The 21,857-nt window shown below is 46.4% G+C and carries 19 protein-coding genes; 6 read left to right on the forward strand and 13 right to left on the reverse strand.

Features of this window, described 5'->3' with window-relative positions:
• Window positions 1-23 precede the first annotated feature (23 nt).
• Together JUB15_RS13140 and JUB15_RS13145 are read right to left on the reverse strand one after the other, a co-directional pair.
• Window positions 24-1,148 (reverse strand): hypothetical protein, encoded by a 1,125-nt coding sequence (locus JUB15_RS13140; RefSeq protein WP_207512954.1) that lies wholly within the window; start codon window positions 1,146-1,148, stop codon window positions 24-26.
• 116 nt (window positions 1,149-1,264) lie between these two features.
• A complete protein-coding gene (locus JUB15_RS13145) occupies window positions 1,265-2,488 on the reverse strand; it encodes a hypothetical protein (protein WP_207512955.1) in 1,224 nt (407 codons plus the stop codon).
• Between the two features lie 468 nt (window positions 2,489-2,956).
• On the opposite strand from JUB15_RS13145, the gene JUB15_RS13150 reads away from it, so the two are divergent.
• Together JUB15_RS13150 and JUB15_RS13155 are read left to right on the forward strand one after the other, a co-directional pair.
• Entirely contained in the window at window positions 2,957-4,069 is a 1,113-nt protein-coding gene (locus tag JUB15_RS13150) for a glycoside hydrolase family 18 protein (RefSeq protein WP_207512956.1), read from the forward strand.
• Between the two features lie 366 nt (window positions 4,070-4,435).
• On the forward strand, window positions 4,436-5,110 hold the full coding sequence (locus JUB15_RS13155; protein WP_207512957.1) for a hypothetical protein: 675 nt from the start codon (window positions 4,436-4,438) through the stop codon (window positions 5,108-5,110).
• A gap of 93 nt (window positions 5,111-5,203) precedes the next feature.
• Here the strand turns inward: JUB15_RS13155 and xth are convergent, their stop codons facing one another.
• Window positions 5,204-5,977 carry an exodeoxyribonuclease III gene (xth, locus tag JUB15_RS13160; protein WP_242696331.1) on the reverse strand — a complete coding sequence of 258 codons (774 nt, stop codon included), beginning with the start codon at window positions 5,975-5,977 and terminating at the stop codon, window positions 5,204-5,206.
• Between the two features lie 107 nt (window positions 5,978-6,084).
• Window positions 6,085-6,930: a class I SAM-dependent methyltransferase gene (locus JUB15_RS13165; protein ID WP_207512958.1), complete on the reverse strand. Its 846-nt coding sequence runs from the start codon at window positions 6,928-6,930 to the stop codon at window positions 6,085-6,087.
• A gap of 273 nt (window positions 6,931-7,203) precedes the next feature.
• Between JUB15_RS13165 and JUB15_RS13170 the strand changes: the two genes are divergently transcribed.
• Window positions 7,204-7,359, forward strand: a complete 156-nt coding sequence (locus JUB15_RS13170; RefSeq protein WP_207512959.1) for a hypothetical protein — start codon at window positions 7,204-7,206, stop codon at window positions 7,357-7,359.
• Between the two features lie 16 nt (window positions 7,360-7,375).
• Here JUB15_RS13170 and JUB15_RS13175 read toward each other — a convergent pair whose 3' ends face one another.
• From JUB15_RS13175 to JUB15_RS13185, 3 genes are all read right to left on the reverse strand, one after another.
• Window positions 7,376-8,212 carry a formylglycine-generating enzyme family protein gene (locus JUB15_RS13175; protein ID WP_207512960.1) on the reverse strand — a complete coding sequence of 279 codons (837 nt, stop codon included), beginning with the start codon at window positions 8,210-8,212 and terminating at the stop codon, window positions 7,376-7,378.
• A gap of 97 nt (window positions 8,213-8,309) precedes the next feature.
• Complete coding sequence (locus tag JUB15_RS13180; protein ID WP_207512961.1) at window positions 8,310-9,044, reverse strand: glycoside hydrolase family 11 protein; 735 nt, start codon at window positions 9,042-9,044, stop codon at window positions 8,310-8,312.
• A 213-nt stretch (window positions 9,045-9,257) separates the two neighbouring features.
• On the reverse strand, window positions 9,258-10,217 hold the full coding sequence (locus tag JUB15_RS13185) for an App1 family protein phosphatidate phosphatase (RefSeq protein WP_207512962.1): 960 nt from the start codon (window positions 10,215-10,217) through the stop codon (window positions 9,258-9,260).
• A gap of 48 nt (window positions 10,218-10,265) precedes the next feature.
• Between JUB15_RS13185 and JUB15_RS13190 the strand changes: the two genes are divergently transcribed.
• The 3 genes from JUB15_RS13190 to JUB15_RS13200 all read left to right on the forward strand — a co-directional run bounded on the left by JUB15_RS13190 (window position 10,266) and on the right by JUB15_RS13200 (window position 13,713).
• Complete coding sequence (locus JUB15_RS13190; protein WP_207512963.1) at window positions 10,266-11,141, forward strand: diacylglycerol/lipid kinase family protein; 876 nt, start codon at window positions 10,266-10,268, stop codon at window positions 11,139-11,141.
• 95 nt (window positions 11,142-11,236) lie between these two features.
• Complete coding sequence (locus JUB15_RS13195; RefSeq protein WP_207512964.1) at window positions 11,237-12,712, forward strand: glycoside hydrolase family protein; 1,476 nt, start codon at window positions 11,237-11,239, stop codon at window positions 12,710-12,712.
• 62 nt (window positions 12,713-12,774) lie between these two features.
• Window positions 12,775-13,713: a YihY/virulence factor BrkB family protein gene (locus tag JUB15_RS13200; RefSeq protein WP_207512965.1), complete on the forward strand. Its 939-nt coding sequence runs from the start codon at window positions 12,775-12,777 to the stop codon at window positions 13,711-13,713.
• A 76-nt stretch (window positions 13,714-13,789) separates the two neighbouring features.
• On the opposite strand, the gene JUB15_RS13205 is transcribed toward JUB15_RS13200, so the two are convergent.
• The 6 genes from JUB15_RS13205 to JUB15_RS13230 form a co-directional block, all read right to left on the reverse strand.
• Window positions 13,790-15,157 (reverse strand): YeiH family protein, encoded by a 1,368-nt coding sequence (locus tag JUB15_RS13205; protein ID WP_242696332.1) that lies wholly within the window; start codon window positions 15,155-15,157, stop codon window positions 13,790-13,792.
• 44 nt (window positions 15,158-15,201) lie between these two features.
• Window positions 15,202-16,629 (reverse strand): phytoene desaturase family protein, encoded by a 1,428-nt coding sequence (locus JUB15_RS13210; protein WP_242696333.1) that lies wholly within the window; start codon window positions 16,627-16,629, stop codon window positions 15,202-15,204.
• 192 nt (window positions 16,630-16,821) lie between these two features.
• On the reverse strand, window positions 16,822-18,084 hold the full coding sequence (soxC, locus tag JUB15_RS13215; RefSeq protein WP_207512966.1) for a sulfite dehydrogenase: 1,263 nt from the start codon (window positions 18,082-18,084) through the stop codon (window positions 16,822-16,824).
• A gap of 106 nt (window positions 18,085-18,190) precedes the next feature.
• On the reverse strand, window positions 18,191-18,784 hold the full coding sequence (locus tag JUB15_RS13220; protein WP_207512967.1) for a c-type cytochrome: 594 nt from the start codon (window positions 18,782-18,784) through the stop codon (window positions 18,191-18,193).
• A gap of 7 nt (window positions 18,785-18,791) precedes the next feature.
• Window positions 18,792-20,477: a hypothetical protein gene (locus JUB15_RS13225; RefSeq protein ID WP_207512968.1), complete on the reverse strand. Its 1,686-nt coding sequence runs from the start codon at window positions 20,475-20,477 to the stop codon at window positions 18,792-18,794.
• A 35-nt stretch (window positions 20,478-20,512) separates the two neighbouring features.
• Window positions 20,513-21,847, reverse strand: a complete 1,335-nt coding sequence (locus JUB15_RS13230; RefSeq protein WP_207512969.1) for a DoxX family protein — start codon at window positions 21,845-21,847, stop codon at window positions 20,513-20,515.
• Window positions 21,848-21,857: the final 10 nt, after the last annotated feature.

A 21,857-nucleotide genomic window follows, 5' to 3' on the forward strand; every position in this document is an offset into this window, starting at 1 on the left:
TGCGGCGCAGAGCGCCGGCAGTATTAGTTTCCGCCCAGGTACTGACCTATTCTTACCACATTCCCCCCTATCAAGATCGGATTTCCGGGAGCAGCCTGGCAGGTAATGGTCATTTTACCCGCATCAAAAGAAACCCTGTTTTTAATTACAGCCGGTTTCGAGGGACAGTACATTGGCCAGAACCCCATGCTGGCCTGCGATTGAAGAACAGCCTGCTCTTGGCTGGTAAAAGCCGCATCTGACGTGAGCGTGAGCGATAAGCCGTCTACGGCCAATACCGAGCCCATAGCGTAATTCAGCACGCCATCCTGACCGAACCAGGTATCCCACGCCGTAATGGAATTCCATGGCGGCACCGATGTAGAAGCCAATGCAAGATGCAACACGCCTGAATCGTACCAGGCACCAGGTGTAATGGTTACAACAGCAGCCTGTTCAAACCTGGCCGACACTGAAATATTACTTTGTGCAAATTTTTTATTTATAAGGAATCCACACCAGCTGCCTGTCCACATACCAAACAGGTTGGGATCGTTAGCGGTCACCCAGGAATTTGACACATCGGGGTTGCCATTCGCGCAGGTAAACGAAAATTCAATCGGTGGCGAAACCTGCAGGATCGTAAACAGTTCCGGAAATGCCGGCGAATAATCAGGTGATTTCGCATGCGGTCCCTGATACGGTGTTAAAGCTTTGCGGCCGCTTTTGAGAAGTATTTCGGAGGCCAGACCGGAGCGGCCAATATTTGCCACTGCAGGCGCATGGAGGAGCGCCCATTGAAACCAGACCGTTGGCAATGTATTTTCAGGTGGCGGCTGGGGTAAACTTTGCAGATAGCTATTCCACATTGCATAGGTAGTTTGCCCGATATTTTTCTCGAAGGCGCTTTCAGGAAGCTGCAGTTGGTCAGCTATTGCGGCGTATTGACCGAAAAAGCCCGGCTGATGGTAATACCAGTAATTGAACTTCAACGTCTTTGGCGGAACAAGGTCTATAAAAGCCCATAGTTCCTGGTTATTTTCCGGAACTATAACGGGCTGAAACAGCTGGAAATATCCGGTTGACAAGTTCAATCTGTTACATAATTCGTTGTACCAGGCATTCGTAATTCCTGTGATGCTGTCACAGGAAAGGTTATTGGTGGCCATCATAAAGCTTTTAATAATAAGCGATGATCTGCAAAAGGCGAAATGAATATATAGAAAAGAAGAGGCAGTTCCCTTATTCAGGTTGCCTCTTCTTTATGATCTGTTATTACTTGTTTTTAATTAGCGAACGCTTCAGCCATTTCTGGTTTCGGCGCTTTGAAGCTCCTGGCAGCTGCATACAATGAATTGCTCATAGCAGCTGAGTGACCTACAAATTGTGCAACCGGCAGCACATTTGCGCCAAGTACAATGGGAACACCTTTTACACTGGATGTAGTAATGGTCAGTTGTCCCTGTTGGTTAAAGGTTATTGTATTGGTTGATGAACTGCCGCTGCTGCCGGAATAGAATGGCCAGAAACCTGCATGCCCGCTGGAACTGATCGTTTGCTGATCCTGGGCGGAATAAGATGCGTCGGATGTTACCGTAACAGACATGCCGGATGCAATGATGAGGTTCGCTGCAAAACGTTGCATATTGCCATTAGACCCGAAAGTATTGTCCCAGTTGATGGATGATTGAGGGCTCCATGGGTTGCCGGTTTTGTTGGCAAAAGCCAGCGCCATGGCAGAGGAGTTATACCACAGGCCTGGTGTATTGCTAAATACGAGTACATTATCAAAGGAGGCAGTAACCTTTACATGGCTGGCAGCGAATTGCTGGCTGATAGAAGTGGTAGTCGTACTTTCACCCCACAATCCAAAAAAGCCCTCATTGGAACCCTTTGTCCAGGATGTGCTCACATTGGTATTCATATTACTGCTGTCAAAGCTGAATTGTCTTGAAGGGCTGCTATTCAATTGCGTGATCAGATCGGTGTAACTGAGCGACCAGGTAAATGGCTTCGGAAGCCCGTTCAGATCGGTGTATATTAATGTCAATTCATTTTGAGCAGTAGCAATAGGATCCAGTAAGATCGAGGCATAATCAGAAGAGCCTATATTGGCAACCTGTGGTGCAAAGATCATGGCCCAGTTGCGGAATAATGTGGGTATCTGGTTCATGCCTGGCGGTGTGGACAAACCCAGAACATATTTTTGCCACTCTTTAAAATTATCAGCCCCAATATCTCCCTGCACATTCACATTCCTGGATGGCACCAGTGCAGACATTAATGCTCTGTAGTTGCTATAGAACTGGTTACCACCACTGGCCATAAATTGTTGTGTAAGCGATAATGGCGGAATATTGTTAAAATAAGCCCAGAGCGTAGCATCAGCTGCCGATCCGCTTGCTATAGGGGGCGCCGGCTGAATGATCTGAAATGCATTTGCATTTTGATCCATTCCCTGGATGAAACCATTATACCATCCATTTTGTAAGTCTAAAAACGTACTCATTTGAAATGTTTTAATAGTTTACTCCTACTCATAAGGCTTTTCGGAATTCGCCCCCGCTGGTATCTGCAGCAGGACAGAGTCGTATGGTAAGTGGTAGCTGATTAAATGCTTATGGGATCTTTGGTGAAACAGCTGACTAATTATACAGAAGCCTTGTAAGATAAGTATTCAGGTATGGATGCCAGTAATAGGGAGCTCAAACCAGGCAGAACATTGATATCAATTGAATAAAATCACTTAGGGGCGTTTAGGGAATGCCAAGGTAGTAAATTATTTCATATATAACACACCGTTATGAACATATCTTCTTCAGGTAATAAAAAAAGGTGTTTTAACGGTTTAATATAGCACAATATAAACCTTAATACAGTTTATTATTTTACTGAACTAAATGCCGGCGCACTGGCTGTTCTTATTAGCAATGGCAGATTGGCGCCACGCTGGCATGGGAATTTCAATGTGTGAAAAATGCGCTTCTTATTATGGTTACTCGTTGCTACCGGTATTTCGGGATACAGTGAAGCGGCGGATACTGCCCGCCGGCCTTTCTCTGTTATTGCTTATTACAGTGGCAATAGTACTGACATCGATCGCTACGATATACAACCGCTTACTCATATCATTTACAGTTTTGCCCTGCTTAAAAATAACCGGCTTTATGTTAGTGCTGCTGCAGGCAGTATCTTGAAGAAGCTTGTTTCGCTGAAGAAAAAAAATCCATCATTAAAAGTAGCGCTGGCTTTTGGCGGCTGGGGAGGTTGCAAAACCTGCTCCAATGTCTTTGCTGTTCCTGGCAACAGAACAGCTTTTGCCCAATCGGTGCTGGCCATTCTGCAGCAATACCAATTAGATGGCATCGATATCGACTGGGAATATCCGGCCATCGATGAAGGCCCGGCCGGACACCCGTACAGCCCGGCCGATAAACAAAATTTCACTGAATTGATCAGTGCCGTTCGACAAGCCCTGGGCAATCGTTATGAGCTGAGTTTTGCTGCGGGCGTATTCCCGGAATATTTATACAATTCCATAGAATGGCAGCAGGTAATGCCGCTGGTTGACCGGGTGCATTTAATGTCATACGATATGGTGAACAGGAAGAGTGCTGCTACCGGCCATCATTCGGCTTTGTACTCCACGCCTTTTCAGGTTACCTCCATTGATAACACCATCCGTTTTTTAGATTCCTTACGTATTGCCCGGAATAAAGTGGTCATTGGTGCGGCGTTTTATGCGCGCACGTATATCACTGCTGATACCAATGATCATGGTTTGTACCGGCCGGCCGTCTTTAAGGATTTTGCGGTGTATAAAAGCTATCCGCGGCGATTTGCGGAAGCGGGTGGCTTTACCGGTTATTGGGATGATACTGCGAAAGTGCCGTATTGCTTCAATCCTGAAACAAAGCAGTTTGCCACTTTTGATGATGAACGTTCTGTGGCGCATAAAACAAAATACGCGCTGAGCAAAGGACTCAATGGTTTATTATTTTGGGAGCTTCGGCAGGACGATAGCCGGCAACGGTTATTGAATGCCATTGCCAATGCGCTTGAGAATGCACCACAGCTTTCAGCACGATAAAACCGTTCCGGCAGCATGGTTCGATCATTGATCAATACCGAATAAAGCAGCTGCCTATTAACGTTTTTTAACAACTTTTTCAAAAAATTAATCGAATTTTTAGACGCACTTCCATATAAACTTATTCACCGTATCCTCCGTTTCCGTTTATCGAAGAAATACGCCCGGTTATAGCGCATTTCCGGGCGTTTATCCGGTAAAAACGCCATTTACATTTGGCCCTGGCAGTAGCTTCTAACCCCCTTTCCCGCCCCTTCAAACAGCCTCAAGGGCGCTACAGCAGCCAGTTAGAAGCCATTTAGGCTTGCATCAATACAATACAACGTTTATATTTACGTATTATATAAAATCCAATTGAGAGAAACCATGGCTTTATTAAGTATTTTTAAAAAGGCTAAGGAAGAGATCGTATCTATCCCATATGCCGAAAGGACACAGCTCGAACTCGACGATTTCCGTTTTTTTTACCTGTACGGGTTTTCAAACGATCCCAATCGCACCTCGCACGACATACAGGCTTTTCATAACCTGTATCAATTAGTAATAGGTAATATCGGGGGCGTATGCATCACCAACTCTTTCCACCCCTATTTTACCATCAACGCCAAAGGAGTTACCACCTGGACAGATGCCTATATAAAAATGGCCATCAAAAACAACAAGGATGAAATATTCCGGATGATCAAAGAAGAGCGGGCCGTTTATACCACCAGCGCTTCGCCTGCTTTTAATGAGCTCAACATCTGGCCCGATACCCGGTTGACGTATGAAGAGAATCCGGCATTGAGCAAATATGTTCCTTTTATAATCCCCTTCCTCGTATTGAAATCAGAACAATCACCTTATTTCCAGACTGCCATTAATTCCAGCAGGATCACCAATGGTTATGCAACGGAATACCTCGAAGAAGTTACGAACGCTATCCGCTTCTTCATGCCGGCGCCGGCTTTTGTGATGGGCTTTGGTGAATTTGAGGGAGCTTATTCGCCAGCGCTTATCGATAACTTTATAGCATGTAAACCGATCCTGGGAATACAGTAAGCAATTGACAATAGCCAGTTCACAATAGACAAAAGACAATAAACAATAGACAACAGGCAGTCCTTCTGCTTCGGTTTCGCTAAGGGCTTTGATTTACCGCAACGTTATCCAGGCGGGTGCATGATCACTGGCTTTGTCCCAACCCCTGACGTGTTTATCAACTCCACCCTGGCGTAGGCGGCCGGCCAGGTGTTGGCTTAGCAGGAAATGATCAAGCCTGAGCCCGGCATTGCGTTCCCACGCGAATCGTAAATAATCCCAGAATGTGTAGATCCTTTCTGTGGGAAACAAGGTTCGCAATGCGTCGGTGTACCCCTGCGTCAGCAATTTCGCATAAGCGGCCCTGATCTCTTTTCTGAAAAGCGCATTGTTGATGTATTTTTCTGGTTTGTAAACATCCAGCTCCGTGGGCATTACATTAAAATCACCTACCAGCAATACGGGTACATCATGTTTCAACAGCGCTTTGGCATGTGCTGAAAGCCTTTTGAACCACTTCCGTTTAAACTCAAATTTTTCACCGGGGTATGGGTTTCCATTCGGCACATAGATGCATCCGATCACCATTTTACCAACGATAGCTTCCAGGTAACGACTGCTGTCATCCGTTTTGTCGCCAGGCAATTGCCGCCTGATCTCCTGGATGGGAAAAGAACGGGAAAGGATGGCTACACCGTTATATGCTTTTTGTCCATGCCACACCGCCTGGTAACCTGCAGCCTCGATAGCCGCTTTGGGAAACCGGTCAGCCGGCGCTTTCAATTCCTGCAAACAAACGATGTCGGGTGTTGCTTCTTTGAGCCAGCGAAGCAGCACTGCTAATCGTCCATTGATTCCATTGATATTAAACGTTGCGATCTTTATCATACAAGCTGATTACAACGGTCTGAAAAAAAAAGTTTGCCAAAATAAAAAAGCCTTCACGTATTGAACCGGAAGGCTTTTTTTATGTGCCGACATTACTGATTGTTTTTTTAGCGTTTAACCGTTACCCGTAAGAATGTGGCGGGAATGGAAGTGCTTTCATTATTTCCACTCCTGTTTTCCCGGTTGAACAATTCTTCCAGTTCACGCTGCAGATCGGCCGCTTTTCCCTCTTTTTCCGCTGCATCAAAGGCATTCATGGTAGGTCCATAATAGTTCTTGAATCTTTCTACCATTTCGGAAGGTGAAAATGTGGCCATAAAAATATAGGTATCGCGCTCACAGGAAATATTTTCCGGTGGGATACCGGCCTTGCCAAACCGCTCTATGATATGGCTTTCTACACCCCACAACATCGGGCTCACAAATCCTTCCGGTGGCGGTGGTGTATAGGCAGAACTGATCTTCAATATCTGTGCCACCAGTGTTGGATCGTTAGGGATCCAGTTACCCATGACAATCCTGCCGCCGCGGCGGGTTACTCTTACCATCTCTTTGGCCACATCAAATGGCTTCGGGGCAAACATAGCGCCGAAGATACTTACTACCAAATCAAAACTTTCATCAGGTATACCTTCCAGGTTGGTGGCATCCCCTTCGCGCACGGTAATATTGGTGAGACCCTCCTCCTGGATGCGTTTGTTAGCCGCAGCCACGAGGTTGCTGGCTATGTCTACACCAGTTACATTGGCGCCAAGCCGGGCCGCAGGGAGCGCGGTAGTTCCATCACCACAGCCAAGATCCAGTACATCCATTCCGCTGGTGATCCCAAGTTTTTCGATGAGTGCCGCACCGCTTTCCCGCATGGTTTCTGCTATGCGGGTAAAATCGCCTTTTTCCCAGAGCGCTTTGTTAGGGTTCACCGCAGTTGGCTGCATGGTTGTTGATTCATTCATGGTAAACTTTTTTGAAGTTAAGAATAGTGTTGGTCTTCAATGGTGGTAGCGAACGAAGCTGTTGTATAAGGCAGGAGTCTATGAAGATACAAAGTTTGATTTGTTAAATAAGCATTTCACTAAGCTATTTTACCTGGGCAGTGGTTTTCAGTTTATAACACCAGCACGCCGCCTGGGGCACCAGACCGCAAGGTGGCAGCTTGGACAGGCAGCCAAGGCCCGCGATAGCGATTGGGGAAAATGGTGTACCTTTAGTACAGGAGAGATTGGTTTATGAACAATAAACTAATATACTGGATCCCCATTATTGGCGTGTTTGTCAGCCTGGCGCATTATGAAAAGGAAAATGATATGGGCGCTTTCTGGAGTTATTATCAGGCATTGATGATCCTGGCCACCATCTGGATCATTACATTTATTTACTTCTGATCACATACACTGCCTGTTAAAAGAGAACATTGCGACAAATGCGAAAACCCTGGTCGGGGCCTTTGCCATTAGCCTGGTAGTCGGCCCGGAACGAAGGTTCACAGCAAAAATCAGCGCCCATCCAGCCACCGCCCTTCCAAATGCGCCCTTGCGGGGTGTCGGCCCCCTGGGGCAGGTATCTGTCCCAGCACCATTCTCTTACATTGCCCGACATATCGTACAATCCTAATTCGTTGGGGCTTTTGCTACCAACGGGTTTTGTCTTGTTGTTGTTCTTTTCGAGGGCAGCCCACACCCAATACCCTGTCAGGTATTTATTGCCTGAATTTTTCCAGTACCAGGCTATTTCATCTATGGAATTACCACCGCTGTAGATATACCCTTTACTCAACTGGCCGCCGCCGGCAGCATACTCCCATTCAACCTCTGTTGGTAACCGGTAGCCATTGGCATGCGCATTGATCGTTACCATCCATTTCATATCATCCAGCTCATTGTTATTACCCGGATCTTTTTTATTCTTTTCAATTGTGTAATACGGCTGTAAGCCCTCCAGGATACTTCTTTTATTACAGTACTCGATACAGTCATACCAGCTTACGGTTTCAACAGGCAGTTCATTGCCTTTGAAGGTAGCGGGATTGCTGCCCATGATAACCTGCCACTCTTTTTGGGTTACTTCATATTTGCCAATATAAAAGTCATGCATAGGCGCACTTTTTCCATAGTAGTTACTCTTATTGTTTTTAAAAGCTCCGCCCTTGATGTATACAAAATGAGCAGGCGCTTTTTCCGAACAGGCATTTATGACAACGATCATTACCGTTGCCAGAACGAGGAACAGTTTATTCATTACATGTTTCCTTTAACTGATAGAAAAAATTGCAGGCCGCAATAGCCTGCAATCCATGAGCATTGCCGAAAGCTGCATCAGGGCTGCACCTGATAATTTATTGCTGCCATACTGTGGCATTTATATAGCCGCTTCTGTTGCCCCATGCTTCCAGTGCAAGGATCTGGTAGTTGTGATTACCAAAGCCCTGTCCGCCCCTGCTGCGCCAGTTGTTGATGTGGTTGCCCATGGTAACTTTTTGATTTGATCCGGTAGGTGCGCCGCCCCAGGTATCTTTATATTGCCAGAAAGTGGCAGTGCCGATAATGGAAGGTGCGTTCACGCGCTGGCTCTTGTAACAGCTGTAGGTGTGTCCGTCGCTGCTCACGGAGCCAAAGGAGGTTCCACCGGTCATGGAGCCTTTCTCCGCCACGTAATACTCAATAAGCGGGTTGGTTGTCCAGCCATAAATACCTACAAAATTGTAGCTGCCGCTGAGGGCGCCTACATTGTACCCGATGGTGCGGGAGGCGCCGGTGCTCCAGCCTTTTCCGCCCACCACATCGTTCACATTGTTGTAGCTGATAGCGAAGTTACCGCCTGAACCATGAGTGATACTGGCAGAGCCGCCTTCACGGTATAACGACCAGAACCAGCCGTTAATGGTACCCTGATCTTCAGGCGTGGCATCGTCTTTAACAAAACCGGTCAGCCGTTCGCCCGGAACTGCGGGTGCGGGAGCACTTTCTTTGCTACAACCAGGTAAAATGGATGAACTGGCAACGAACAGAAGCGTCGTTGCGCCGAAGCGAACCATCCTGGTTACTTCGGATAGGAAGGTGTTTGATTTCATGATGGCAAAATTTGTTAGTGATACTAAATTTAACGAACTCCGGCCATTGATGTAACCGATTACATAAATAAAGTTATAAACAACGTCTACATTCCCGTAGAGACAAGCGTATTGTAATATGTAACCGTTTACATTCAAATATCTATTCAGGATAAAAATAATTTTCAGGATGGCCTTTCAGGGCCATGACATGAGGAAAATCGATTATATCGATCAGGAGATCAGCCCTATTTTTTCAGAATGCGATTTGGCTTCGGCAGTACGTTCAAAGAGCAGGGTATGCACACCCTGTTGCTGTGCCCTTTGCAAAAGGCCGGCGGTCATTACAGCTTTTTCGGGCCGCACATTGCGAATGTAAATGGCGAAGATGCGTTGGGGGAATTTTGCGGCAATACCGGTATAGATCTCCGGATCTTTTTGAGAATTATCGCCGAGTAGAATAAATTGTTCTTTGGGAAACACGCTCAGCAAACGTTCAATACGTACCTGTTTACCGCCATGTTTTGTTTGTCCGCTCCGGAATAATTCCCATATTCTTTTCAACTCGCTTAATAAAAATATACCCTCAGCCATGCGATTGAACATAAAGAACTCAGTGAGGTAATCGTAGAGGTTCCATTCACTACTTGATACATAAAAGAAAGGGTTGGGTATATGGTCCTCCGTTTGCGCCTGTGCAAGCGCCTGGTAATATTCAGCCATGTGTTTGAACTGGCGGCGCGAATGCGGATGCCTGAGCAGCTCCCACATCCTTCGGAAGGTAGTGGCCGTATGAGAAACCATTACCGTATCATCGATATCGGAAACAAACACATACTGGGTGCTGTGGGGCACATACAACCTGCCGGTTCCGCTGGCAATAACGGCGCCTGCTTCATCGATACTATCAACCGTCACGTTATGCCAGCCTGCGTCCAATTCATATTCCGAGCTCCATTCAAACTTGAAAAATCCTTCATCGTCGGTAACCGTGAAAAATTCCTGGCTTCCCCAACGCAGCTTTACCCGGGTTTGGGGAAAAGGTTTCACAAAAAACAAACGCAGCAGATATAAAGCATTTACCAGTTTGTTTTTGGAATAATGGGTATGTTCAGCCGGTTGTTTTTTCAACACGTGCCCGTAAATGACCAGGTTCTTCGTATGGCCATACCCCTGGTATACTTTTATCTTCATCGGCTTAAAGGATTTAATGACGTTAGCACTATATAACCGGTCACCAATATGTATACCAACCCGCCATTGAAATTGTTATTCATCATCAATGCCACTGCCGGTAAAACCAAACCGGACTGGGACCAAACTATCCGGCAATACTTCAACAACAAACCTCACACCATAATAATTCATCATTTAAAAGCGCCATTCACCAGGGAACAAATACAGGAACAATACAAAACACACAGTCCAGACAGCATCATTTCAGTGGGCGGAGACGGCACCCTTAAACTGGTTGCAGAAAGCATGCTGAACAGTAATGTGCCCGTTGGAGTATTGCCTGCCGGTTCTGCCAATGGCATGGCCAAAGAACTGGGCATTGGCACCAATCCCGAAAAGGCATTGGACATCATTACACAAGGCAACATAAAAAATATTGATCTCATCCGCATTAATAATGAGCTGTGCATTCACCTGAGCGATATCGGCTTTAACGCTTTCGTAGTAAAGACCTTTGAAACGTTCAACAAACGAGGCATGTGGGGCTATATAAAAGCAGCCTTCAAGGTATTGTTCCGGCACCGCCATATGGAAGTGACCATTGCTGGCGAAAAGCAGGCCGTCAGGCGGAATGCCGCCATGGTAGTGCTTGCCAATGCCACTAAATACGGCACCGGCGCCGTGATCAATCCAAATGGTAAACTGGATGACGGTAAATTCGAGATCGTTGTGATCAAAAAGATTGCTTTCAGTGAGATCATTAAAATGATGATCACTCACAAAGAATTCGACCCGGCAAAAACAGAACTGTTCACCACCTCGGGCGTTGAAGTACATTCCAGGCACCGCGTGCATTTCCAGGTAGATGGCGAGTACCTGGGCAAGATCTATTCCTTACAGGCTGAATGCCTGCCCGGCGTTTTACCGGTTATTGTTCCATAACCAATCTCTAAAAATACATCACTTGAGAATTGTATTAGTGGTCGCAGGCGTTTTTTACGTATTTATAATCTATACGTAAACATATACCCGCTAACATGAAACGACTGTTCATCGTTGCCGGCGCCCTGGCGCTGATGCAACTATCATCTGCCCAAACAGATACCAACAAGGTTACGATCAACTGGAACCATACGATCACCGTATCAAAAACAACACCTACCCTGCAGCTGGTAGAAAATCCGATGGTGCGGCCAGGTTCGCCCATTCATAAGAATACGTTCAAGGCATTGAAGGAACTCGACGCCGACTATGTTCGCTATGTACCCTGGTTTCCTTACCCTAAAATGGCGGTAGCCGAACTGCAACCACCTACCAGCAATAAAACCTTTTGGGACTTTACCTATCTCGACAGCACCATGGCCGCTTTCATGGAAGCAACGAAAGGACATTCACCCGTTATCAACTTCAGCACCACACCCGCCTGGATGTGGGCAACTGCCAAACCGGTGAAATACCCAGATGACCCCTATGGATTATGCTGGGACTATAACCAGGGTAAGGAATTGCGCGATACAACGATGAAAGAGTTGACCGGTTACTTTTCCCGTTTGTTCAGCTGGTATACAAAAGGTGGATTTACGGATGAGTTGGGTGTATACCATAAATCAGGACACCATTACAATATTGCTTACTGGGAAGTACTTAACGAACCCGACCTCGAACATCATATACCTGTTCAATTGTACACAAAAATGTACGATGCCATTGTGGGTGAACTGAAGAAAATTTCACCACAAACAAAATTTATCGGACTTTCCCTTGCCCATGTACGCGACCCTGCGTATTTTGAATACTTCCTCAATCCTAAAAACCATAAACCAGGTATCCCGCTGGAAGGCATCTCCTATCACCATTATTCAAGACCTTCCTTCCCACAGCAAACTATTGACGCTTACCAATACACGTTTTTTGAAAGTGCAGAATCGTTTCTCGATAAAGTGCGGTATATCGAAAACATAAGAAAAAGGCTGGCGCCACAGGTATTTACTCACATCAATGAAATAGGCGTGATCCTGCGTTCGGCGCGGGAATCGGGCCCCATACATGAAGACTACTGGAACCTGGCCGGCGCCATGTATGCTTATATATTTCTCGAGTTAACCAAAATTGGTATCGATGTGGCAGGTGAATCACAACTGGTAGGTTATCCCACCCAGTTCCCCGACGTAAGTATGATGAACTGGGAAAATGGAAACCCCAATGCCCGTTACTGGGTGCTGCGATTGCTGAAAGAGAATTTCGGTGCAGGTGATCTACTGGTTAATACCACCTGCAAAGGAAAAGGCGGTTATGTAGCAGCGCAAGGCATTAAAACAAAACAGGGACAAAAGATACTCCTGATCAATAAACACAATACAGCGGCCGCAGTGTTGTTACCGGCGACAGTAAACAACGGTATCATAAGGCAGGTAGATGTGAACACCCGTGAGAACCCGCCTGCATTAACTACTTTCACCGGTAATATGATCACCTTGCAGCCATTTTCAGTGGCTGTGGTAGAGATGAAATGACCCCATGGTATGGATTTTTTAGCGGTTTTCCTGTAACTGCTGTAACATAAACAGTGAAACAGATGAACCGGTTAAAAACCATATGGAAAGTACTTGTACAGTCTTTCAAAAGTTTCATGGAGGACAAAATTCTAAAATTCAGTGCTGCACTGGCTTACACCACTGTATTTTCATTTGGACCTTTACTGGTGGTAATTATCTTTTTATGTAGTTTCTTTTTGGGTCAGGAAGCTGTACAGGGCGAAATTTACCGGCAGTTGCAACAATTTGTTGGGAAGGATGCGGCGCTGCAGTTGCAAACAATTATCCAGAATGCATCATTGAGCGGCAAAGGCAGGATCGCCGCTGTGATCGGGGTTATAACATTACTGTTTAGTGCAACGGCAGTATTTGCGGAAATACAGGATTCCATCAATACGATCTGGGGGTTTAAGGCAAAACCCAACAAAGGCTTATGGCCGATCATCAGGAACCGCTTCTTATCTTTTTCCGTGATCGTAAGCCTGGGCTTTTTATTACTTGTTTCCCTGGCCATAACCAGTGTCATTGAAGGGTTGAACAATCGATTAAAGGCTTTTTTCCCCGATGTAACCCTAATAGTTTTCTATATTTTAAATCTGGTTATTTCCTTTGTTGTTATCACTTCCCTGTTTATGCTCATCTTTAAAGTGCTGCCTGATGCAAAAACCAAATGGAAAGATGTAATGCCAGGCGCCATTGCTTCGGGCATTTTATTTATGATCGGTAAATTTGCCATTTCATTTTATATTGGACAAAGTAATATTGGTACTACCTATGGCGCCGCCGGATCACTTGTGATCTTACTTCTTTGGGTTTATTATTCCGCCATAATCTTATACCTGGGTGCTGAATTTGCCAAAGCATGGAGCGCCCAAAAGGGCACTTCCATTCAACCCAATGATTATGCCGTGGCTTTGAAAAAAGTGGAAATAGAGACCGACAAGGACAATAAAACTACAGTAAAAGAGAACAGTAAATAGGAAGCACGGTTTGTACTTTTTGAGGCGTGGCACATTTTAAATGTACCACGCCTTTATTAACCATGCCACTGTTTCATTACTCAATATCCGGAACCGCAAACAGCACACCGCCAAACAACAGGTAAGCCCATAACAGGGTCCAGAGAATATTAAACACCTGCGCTACTATAAATGCCAGCGCCGGCCGGCCGCCTTCCGTTTTTACCAGGTCGGTAAAACGGGCTTCCAATCCAATGGAAACAAATGCCAGCGCAAACCATACCGTGCGCAGCCCTTTCAATGGACCGGCCACCTCTTTGGTAACGGCTGCAGGTATCAAAAACGAAAAGATCAGCGAAGCTGCAATGAAACCAAGCACGAACTTGGGAAACCGTTCCCATACTACGCCCAGCCCTGGTTTTTCGGAGCCTTGTCTGGAGGGATCTTTTCTGTACGTCCACCAAAGGGCAATGAAAAAAGCGGCAATCCCGATCAATACGTTCTGCGAAAATTTTACGATCACCCCTACTTTGGAGGCTTTAGGGCCCACCAGTTCCGCTGCTGCCGAAACGGAAGCCGTGGTATCCAGTGTACCACCCAGCCAGGCGCCGCCTGCTATTTCGGGTATGTTCAACAGTTTGATCAACCAGGGTTGAATTACCAGCATGGGAATGGCTACCAGTAATACCAGCGTGGTCACATAAGACAGTTTCTTTTTATCGCCTTTGATAGCGCCGCTGGCCACAATGGCTGCCGACACGCCGCAGATGGCTACTGCCGATGACAGTATTACGCCAAACTCATCATCCACCTTTAATTTCCGGCAGATCCATAAGGCCACGAACCAAACGGCAAGCACCACCAGCACCGACTGCAAAATACCCGGTGCACCGGCTTTGATAATATCGTTGAACAAGATGCTGGCGCCATAGATCACCAGGCCTGTTTTAATAAAAAATTCGGAACGGGCGGCTTCTTTGAGCCAAACCGGAATGCGGGTGAGATTACCGATCAACAACCCCAATACCAGCGCAAAGACCACATATTCCAGTCCATAATAAGAGATGGTACTGTTACCTTCTATAATAAGCGCTGCGATGGCCAGCAAATACACCAGGGAGAAACCGGCCGCATAATTTTTAATGCTGCCACCCGACAACCGGATAGCCACACCGGAGAGCACCAGGAACAACAACCCGGTTTGAACGATCAATATGATATTTTTACCGGAGAATACTTTGGTCGCCAGGTCGCTGGTATTTTCCCATTGATATGTTGGCAGCGGGAATTTGAAACCAGCCACCAAAGTGGTTAATGCCAGGATGGCTACAATAACAACACTCCCTATCAATATGGCCCAGCCATCTTCCGTAAAATTGCTGAATACTGACCGTTTGGTGGCAGTGGATTGACTGACGTTTTTGTTAACAGTTGCATTTTCTGCGTTCATGTGCTGGTACGACATGTTATTTTGTTTGTTAGCTTGGGGAATCCCGTTAGATTATTAATTTATATTTTAATTGAAAAAATTTCCTGCAGTGCTTTGCGGGCAGCATGAAAACCACACATACCATGCACGCCGCCGCCGGGCGGTGTGGAAGAAGAACAGATGTAGATCCCTTTTGCGGGTGTGGTATATGGAGACCAGCGCATGGCGGGACGCGTATACAACTGTCTCAGATCGATGATGCCGCCATTTATATCTCCTCCAATATAATTAGGGTTATAAGTTTCCATTTGTGCGGTGTTCATGGTATGCCTGGCCAGAATACAATCTTTAAAACCTGGCGCAAAGCGCTCCACCTGGTTCTCAATGGCGGTTGTCATATCAACCGTTGAGCCATGGGGCACATGACAGTAAGCCCAGGCGGTATGTTTATTGGCAGGCGCCCGTGAAATATCGAAAAGGCTTGGTTGCGCCAGCAGCACAAATGGTTTTTCCGGATGAATACCAACGGATGATAACCGTTCACTTTCCATGATCTCATCTATTTTGTTGCCAATGTGCACGGTGCCAGCCTGCCGGCATTCCGGAGCCGTAAAAGGAATTGGCTCTCGCAACGCCCAATCAATTTTAAAAACACCCATCCCATACCGGTACCGTTGCAACTGCCTGGTATAAAATGAGGAGAACCGGTTACCGGCTATTTGCAGTAACTGCCGGGGTGTAACGTCGAGCAACACTGCTTTTGATGCCGGCAACTGATCGAGCGAGCGCACATAATTGCCGGTCTCAATTTTTCCACCGATGGAGAGAAAATAAGAAGCCATTGCGTTGGCAATGGAAATGGAACCACCTTTGGGCAATGGCCATCCTTTTAAATGACCTGCAGCCATCAAAACCAGGCTGATAGCCGATGTGGCCGCATTCGTCAATGGCTGTATGGAATGCGCCGCCATGCCGCCCCAAAGGCCTTTTGCTTTGTCCGTGCGAAATTTACCGGAAAGATAACTGGCCGAGGTCAATGCCTTCAAACCGAATTGCGCCAGGAGCCATGGATGCCTGGGAAACTGTAAGGGTCCCAGTATATCAGCGGCGATCTGAGGCCAGCTCTGCAGCAAGGGTTGTATCAGCTTAGTATAGTTGTGTTCGTCTTCGCCAAGTAACCGGGCAGTTTCAGTAAACGATTGTTTTAATACAGCCGCACTGCCATCATCAAAAGGATGCGCCGCAGCTATATCGGGATAGATAAACTCCAATCCATGTTCCTGTAGTGGCAAGGTTGATAAAAACGGAGAAGCGACTGCCATGGGATGGATAGCCGAACAAATATCGTGCAGATAACCGGGCAATGTAATTTCAGCGGTGCGCAATCCGCCCCCGATCGTTTCCTTACCTTCCAGCAGCAACACCTTTACCCCTGCCTGCTGCAGCGTGACAGCCGCTGATAATCCATTGGGCCCTGAACCTACTACTATTGCATCGTATGTGTTCAATACTCTAAAATTTCTGATTTCTGATTTCTGATTTCGAGATTTTGAGATTTTGAGATTTCCCTCACGCTAAGCTCTCCTGCAAATCTCAAGACCCATTAACTCAATAACTCATAAACTCAATAACTGAATAACTGAATAACTCAATAACTGAATAACTCAATAACTGAATAACTCAATAACTCAATAACTATATCAACTAAGCGGTTTATTGATAACGCGTCCGTCACGTTGGATGATCCATGACGTGATTGGATTAAGGTGATACCCGCCCATGTCTGCACCACGGGCTTCTTTTAGCTGTTTCATTGAGGGTTGTATATAACCGGTTTCATCAATGGCACGGCTCATGATCTCGGCTTCACCACCCTTCCATTGCCACAAATAACGGAAAGCCGTATGGGCTTTGTCAAGCACCGGCGACTGCAAGACTGCTGTCTTCCATGTGCTGCCGCCATCGGTGCTTACTTCCACCTTATAAATTTTCCCCCGGCCACTCCAGGCGATGCCCCTGATCTCCATCCAGCCTTTTTGAATTTGTTGCGGATACGCCGGGTACGTTATGATCGACCGGGCATCCATCACAAAACTGAATTGCCTGATCTTGCCACCCTTCACCGATTCGGTGTACTTCGAAGTTTCTTCCCGCGTCATAAACGGCTGATCCGATAATTCTATCCGTCTTAACCATTTAACACTGGTATTCCCTTCCCAACCTGGCAGCAATAATCTGGCCGGATAACCCTGCTCAGGCCGGATAGCTTCACCATTCTGTGCATAGGCGATCATGGCATCTTGCCACCCTTTGTTAACTGGTATACTGCGCGTCATTACTGCCGCATCGGATCCTTCTGCGAGGAACCAGCTGGCTTTCGATTTAACACCCACTTCGCGGAACAGGGTCGACAACATTACGCCTGTCCACTCGCTTTGACTGGTGAGGCCGCAGATCTCCTGCGGTGTAAGCGTTTCCCTGCCCCCCCTGTAGTTACCGGAACATTCCAGGAAAAAGACCCTGGTCACTGATGGAAAACGTTTCAGATCGGCCAGGGTGAACACCAATGGCTTTTCTACCATGCCATGTATGGTGAGCGTATAGCTGTGCGGATCGATCAAGGGCACGCCGGCATGATGCCGCTCGTAATGCAGATCAGCCGGTGTAATGGTTCCATACAGGTCCTGCAAAGGTGTGCGCGACGAAGTATCTGAAGGTTTCTTTATGGGTTTTTCAAACTTCGACCGCGTTCCCAGTTCACCAGGTGGCGGTCCCAGTACTTTTGTAGGATCACTTATTTTCATCTCAGCCTGGGTTATGGCCTTTTGCACTATCTGCCCATACGATGATCGCAATAACACTACTGCGGCTGTAGCAGCACCACCCAGTAATATTCGTCTACTTATTGGCCTACCCCCGGATGCCGTTTGTTCCTGGCTTATTTTATTTGTATTGTCTGCCATTAATCTGTTTTTAAAATTCCAGCATTGTATTACCTTATCATGGACTTATCCCGGCTTCAGTCGGGATCATCATATCATCACATCATCCTATTATCAAATTATCATATTATCTTATTTCCGGCCCGCCTTTCCGGTCATCGGGAACAAAGCGTTGTTGCGCCGGCATTCTAATGTTGGGCAATGTTTGCGCATTCACCAGCTGCTGCTCATCGATCACCTTATTGGCCGCTAACAGGAATGCCGTTACCTGGTACACTTCTTCGTTGGTCAGTGTACCGGGTTCATTGTAAGGCATCGCACGGCGCACATAATCGAACAACGTTGTAGCATAGGGCCAGTAATTCCCGATGGTCTTCGCTTTTTTACCGGGATGGCTACTGATCAAAACAGGGCCCAATAACTTAGCATCGCCCGGTGTAGTTTCAGTACCATGACAGGCAACGCATTTAGCCATATAGACTGCTTTTCCCATAATGGCATTTCCTTCGCCGGCGGGCAGCCCCACGCCGTCGGGCCGTACGTCTATATCCATTGCCGCAATGGCTGCGGCTGATGCCGGACGACCGAGCCCAAAGCTGGCTGGCCATCCGGTGGTATCAGCTTCCCTACTAATTCCTTCTGTTGTTTGCGGTTGTACGGTTTGTTCAATGTTGCATGATAACACAATAACGCTCATGCATACGATATACAGCTTGTTCATAATGCTATTAATAATTTCCTGCCTGTAAACTGCTTTCAGCTAAAGCATACCGGCGATCGATGCGGTCAAGCACCACATAAATGGAATCTTTATTTTCGTTTATACCGGTCAGTACGACGTGTGATCCGTCTGAAGTCTGGTAATGGAGGATCATCCGGTTTCGCTTTTCATTTTTGGGAGCTTCGGCAAATTCGCGGTTGCGCCGGGTAGATGCCGCCCGCGCATCGATCTTCGTTACTTCATTGCCAATGTTCTTCCAGGCATCTGCCGGAATAAAGTTATCAGTTGCGGTGTCTTTGGAATCCCTTTTTGCTGTGGCTGCTTTGTTGCCGGCTGTATTCAGGTTTCTGTCGGTTCCGCCATCACCGCCAACGCCGGAGGCCCGGTTCCTTCTGTCGGGTACCTCTTTGTATTTATCCTGCAGGTATAGTACGTTATTGACGGTATCGGCGTAATAATGAAAGACCCGTTGTCCGCCCCCAACACCGGCAATCTCAAACGTCCGGTTGATATCGCGTTGCGGATCACCGCCGCCGTTCGACAGATCAAGCGGCAAAGGTTTATTCACACGGAAGGTGAGACTGGTCCATTTCTCAAAAGTGGCTTCCTGCCAGCGTATGGTATCCATGGGATCGTAAGGGATAATTTTGTTGTTAATGCGGAATTCTGAAACGGCGTAATTACCGCGCAGCTGCTTCAGCCCGGCTACAGAAGGTTGCTTGTATGGATCATACAGAAAATTGATCAACTGCAAATAAAAGAACACGCCAAGAAATACGACCAACGTAAGTGCTTTCATGCCTACCCTTGCATACTGCTGCCATTTCCGGCTGAATACCGGATAAAAATTTACCGGCACTGTATATTTTTCCAGTATTAACAATTGGTACAGCTTCGGCACATCATTCACTAACAGAAAAGCTGCCAGCAACACGAAATAACTGCTGTATACATGCACACCGCCGTCATAGGCAAAATTTACATATACAATATCAGCCAGGGCGCTGAACAACAAGATAGATCCGATGGTCGTTGTACGGCGGAACAATATCAGCGTACCTGCCAGCACTTCCACCACCCCGGCAAAGATCTGGTACCAGGGCACTATGCCTATCGATAACCAGTATAATTTCTGTGCAGTGAGATCGCCGATATTGGTATTCAATAAACCCAGTGAAGGGTAAGGCATTTGCACCGGTAACAATTTGGTGAAACCAAATCCAATGATGCCGATACCGGCGCGGTACCGCACCACCACCCGGAGCCAGTAATACAGAAGATTGTATTCTGCTCTTTCTGTTTTCCGGCGGCGAACGATCCAGGTCCAGGCCAGTGCGCCAACAATAGCAACGATCAAGGTAATGATCCAATTGGCATAACCCAGCAAAGTACTTCCAAAAAGTTTGTTGCCGAACAAATTGATCCCGGAACCAAAACGCGCTATATCATACAGATCGCGGTAATGCAGGTTGGTCCAGTCGATATGAAATACGATCTTATACCACTCTGCACTATTTGGAATAGAGATGCAGATAAAAAATATAAATGCGATCCTGAACAAAAGTTTTTGCCAGAACGTCCAGGCGGTATACACCGGAGCCGTAATGCCTGATGCGGTGACTGAATATCCTTTGCCATTAGGCTGTTTTGGTACCGGCTCAGTGGCTATGTATTCGTTTTGTATGGTTGACATAGTTTGTATTTTTGATAATGAGTGGAACAATGCCATCACAATTTCAGGGGTTTGCTGCGTCCCTGGCGTTCCACTTCTTTTAACAGGTATTTCTTATTGATCCTTTGCAGGGTGGCAAATACCGAATCGCGGTTCTCATTCACACCATAAACCTGTATCGAGCTGTCGTTCGTTCGGTTATAATGAAGCAGCAACTGTTCATTTTTATAATACTTATTTTTGTTTTGCAGTGTCAGCAGTTGATGTACGCTATCTACGGTGTAACTGTAATAATGACGGCCAGCCGATCCTTCCAGTTCATACGTTTTGTCTTTATCTTCCAAATTCATCTGTTCAATATTATTCGAGTCGATCTTTACCGGCCGGTTCAACCGGATACTGATGGTGTTCCATTCTTCAAAAACCACATCCTGCCAGCGCCATGGATCATACTTTGAATAAGCAATGGCCTTGTCGTTGATGCGAAAGGATGTTACATTATAAATGCCGGCTGCGTTGGACAAACCTTTTGTAACGGGCAACTGATAAGGATCGTATTTATAACCTGTAGCCGTCTTAAAACTATACAACAACACAAAAAAGAAAATAACAGCCAGCTGCAACAACCTTTTGCCGTATACCTGCCATTTTTTTGTAAACACTGGCCTGATGCGGTCAGGTGATGCAGGCTTTTGCAATACCAGCAGGCGGGTGATCCGCTGCAGGTCCCAGCACAACACAAAGAGCGCGAACACTATTAAATACAGGCTGTAGACTACCTCTCCTCCTTCGTAAGCTATGTTCGACATAAATACATTACCGGTGAACAGCAATATAACTACGGCGCCTACAGATGCCGTTTTCCGATATAACAATAATAAACCGGCAATAACCTCTACAAAACCTAAAAAACTTTCGTAACCGGGCACTATTCCCAAACTGATCGAGAACAATTTCCAACGGGTAAAGTCGCCGTAAGCGGTATTCAGATTGCTGATGGATGGATAGGGCGATTGCAAAGGGAAGACCTTGATAAAGCCGTAAGCAATAACAGCAATGGCCAGCCGGTAGCGAACGATTGCCCGGATCCAGTAATACAGGTTATTGTATTCCTTTTGCCGGTCAACAACAGTCCATACGATTGTACTACCAGCGGCAATGAGGGCTACAATGCCCCAGCTTACAAAATCTGGCTGGCCGCTTATAAACTGTGGCATATAATGCGCCAGGATAAATATATCATTGTACCGCAGGTGCAGCCAGTCTATGGCAAATACCTGTTTATAATAGAGCCAGTCAAGCGGAACTGCCTGGATAAAAAAGTAGATAAAGAAGAACCGGAAAGCTATTTTTTCACAGCGTGTCCATTCCGTAGTATGTTGTGCATTCATTGTGACTGAT

It is taken from the genome of Longitalea luteola (assembly GCF_017356035.1).
GTDB lineage: Bacteria > Bacteroidota > Bacteroidia > Chitinophagales > Chitinophagaceae > Niastella > Niastella luteola.

Bases quoted from the DNA above. Each gene is read 5' to 3' on its own strand.
- xth (WP_242696331.1), bottom strand. From the start codon at position 5,977: ATGATAAAGATCGCAACGTTTAATATCAATGGAATCAATGGACGATTA.
- JUB15_RS13225 (WP_207512968.1), bottom strand. From the start codon at position 20,477: ATGTCAACCATACAAAACGAATACATAGCCACTGAGCCGGTACCAAAA.
- JUB15_RS13185 (WP_207512962.1), bottom strand. From the start codon at position 10,217: ATGAAGATAAAAGTATACCAGGGGTATGGCCATACGAAGAACCTGGTC.
- JUB15_RS13200 (WP_207512965.1), top strand. From the start codon at position 12,775: ATGAACCGGTTAAAAACCATATGGAAAGTACTTGTACAGTCTTTCAAA.
- JUB15_RS13165 (WP_207512958.1), bottom strand. From the start codon at position 6,930: ATGAATGAATCAACAACCATGCAGCCAACTGCGGTGAACCCTAACAAA.
- JUB15_RS13190 (WP_207512963.1), top strand. From the start codon at position 10,266: ATGTATACCAACCCGCCATTGAAATTGTTATTCATCATCAATGCCACT.
- soxC (WP_207512966.1), bottom strand. From the start codon at position 18,084: ATGGCAGACAATACAAATAAAATAAGCCAGGAACAAACGGCATCCGGG.
- JUB15_RS13155 (WP_207512957.1), top strand. From the start codon at position 4,436: ATGGCTTTATTAAGTATTTTTAAAAAGGCTAAGGAAGAGATCGTATCT.
- JUB15_RS13195 (WP_207512964.1), top strand. From the start codon at position 11,237: ATGAAACGACTGTTCATCGTTGCCGGCGCCCTGGCGCTGATGCAACTA.
- JUB15_RS13230 (WP_207512969.1), bottom strand. From the start codon at position 21,847: ATGAATGCACAACATACTACGGAATGGACACGCTGTGAAAAAATAGCT.
- JUB15_RS13150 (WP_207512956.1), top strand. From the start codon at position 2,957: ATGCGCTTCTTATTATGGTTACTCGTTGCTACCGGTATTTCGGGATAC.
- JUB15_RS13205 (WP_242696332.1), bottom strand. From the start codon at position 15,157: ATGTCGTACCAGCACATGAACGCAGAAAATGCAACTGTTAACAAAAAC.
- JUB15_RS13140 (WP_207512954.1), bottom strand. From the start codon at position 1,148: ATGGCCACCAATAACCTTTCCTGTGACAGCATCACAGGAATTACGAAT.
- JUB15_RS13220 (WP_207512967.1), bottom strand. From the start codon at position 18,784: ATGAACAAGCTGTATATCGTATGCATGAGCGTTATTGTGTTATCATGC.
- JUB15_RS13170 (WP_207512959.1), top strand. From the start codon at position 7,204: ATGAACAATAAACTAATATACTGGATCCCCATTATTGGCGTGTTTGTC.
- JUB15_RS13180 (WP_207512961.1), bottom strand. From the start codon at position 9,044: ATGAAATCAAACACCTTCCTATCCGAAGTAACCAGGATGGTTCGCTTC.
- JUB15_RS13145 (WP_207512955.1), bottom strand. From the start codon at position 2,488: ATGAGTACGTTTTTAGACTTACAAAATGGATGGTATAATGGTTTCATC.
- JUB15_RS13175 (WP_207512960.1), bottom strand. From the start codon at position 8,212: ATGAATAAACTGTTCCTCGTTCTGGCAACGGTAATGATCGTTGTCATA.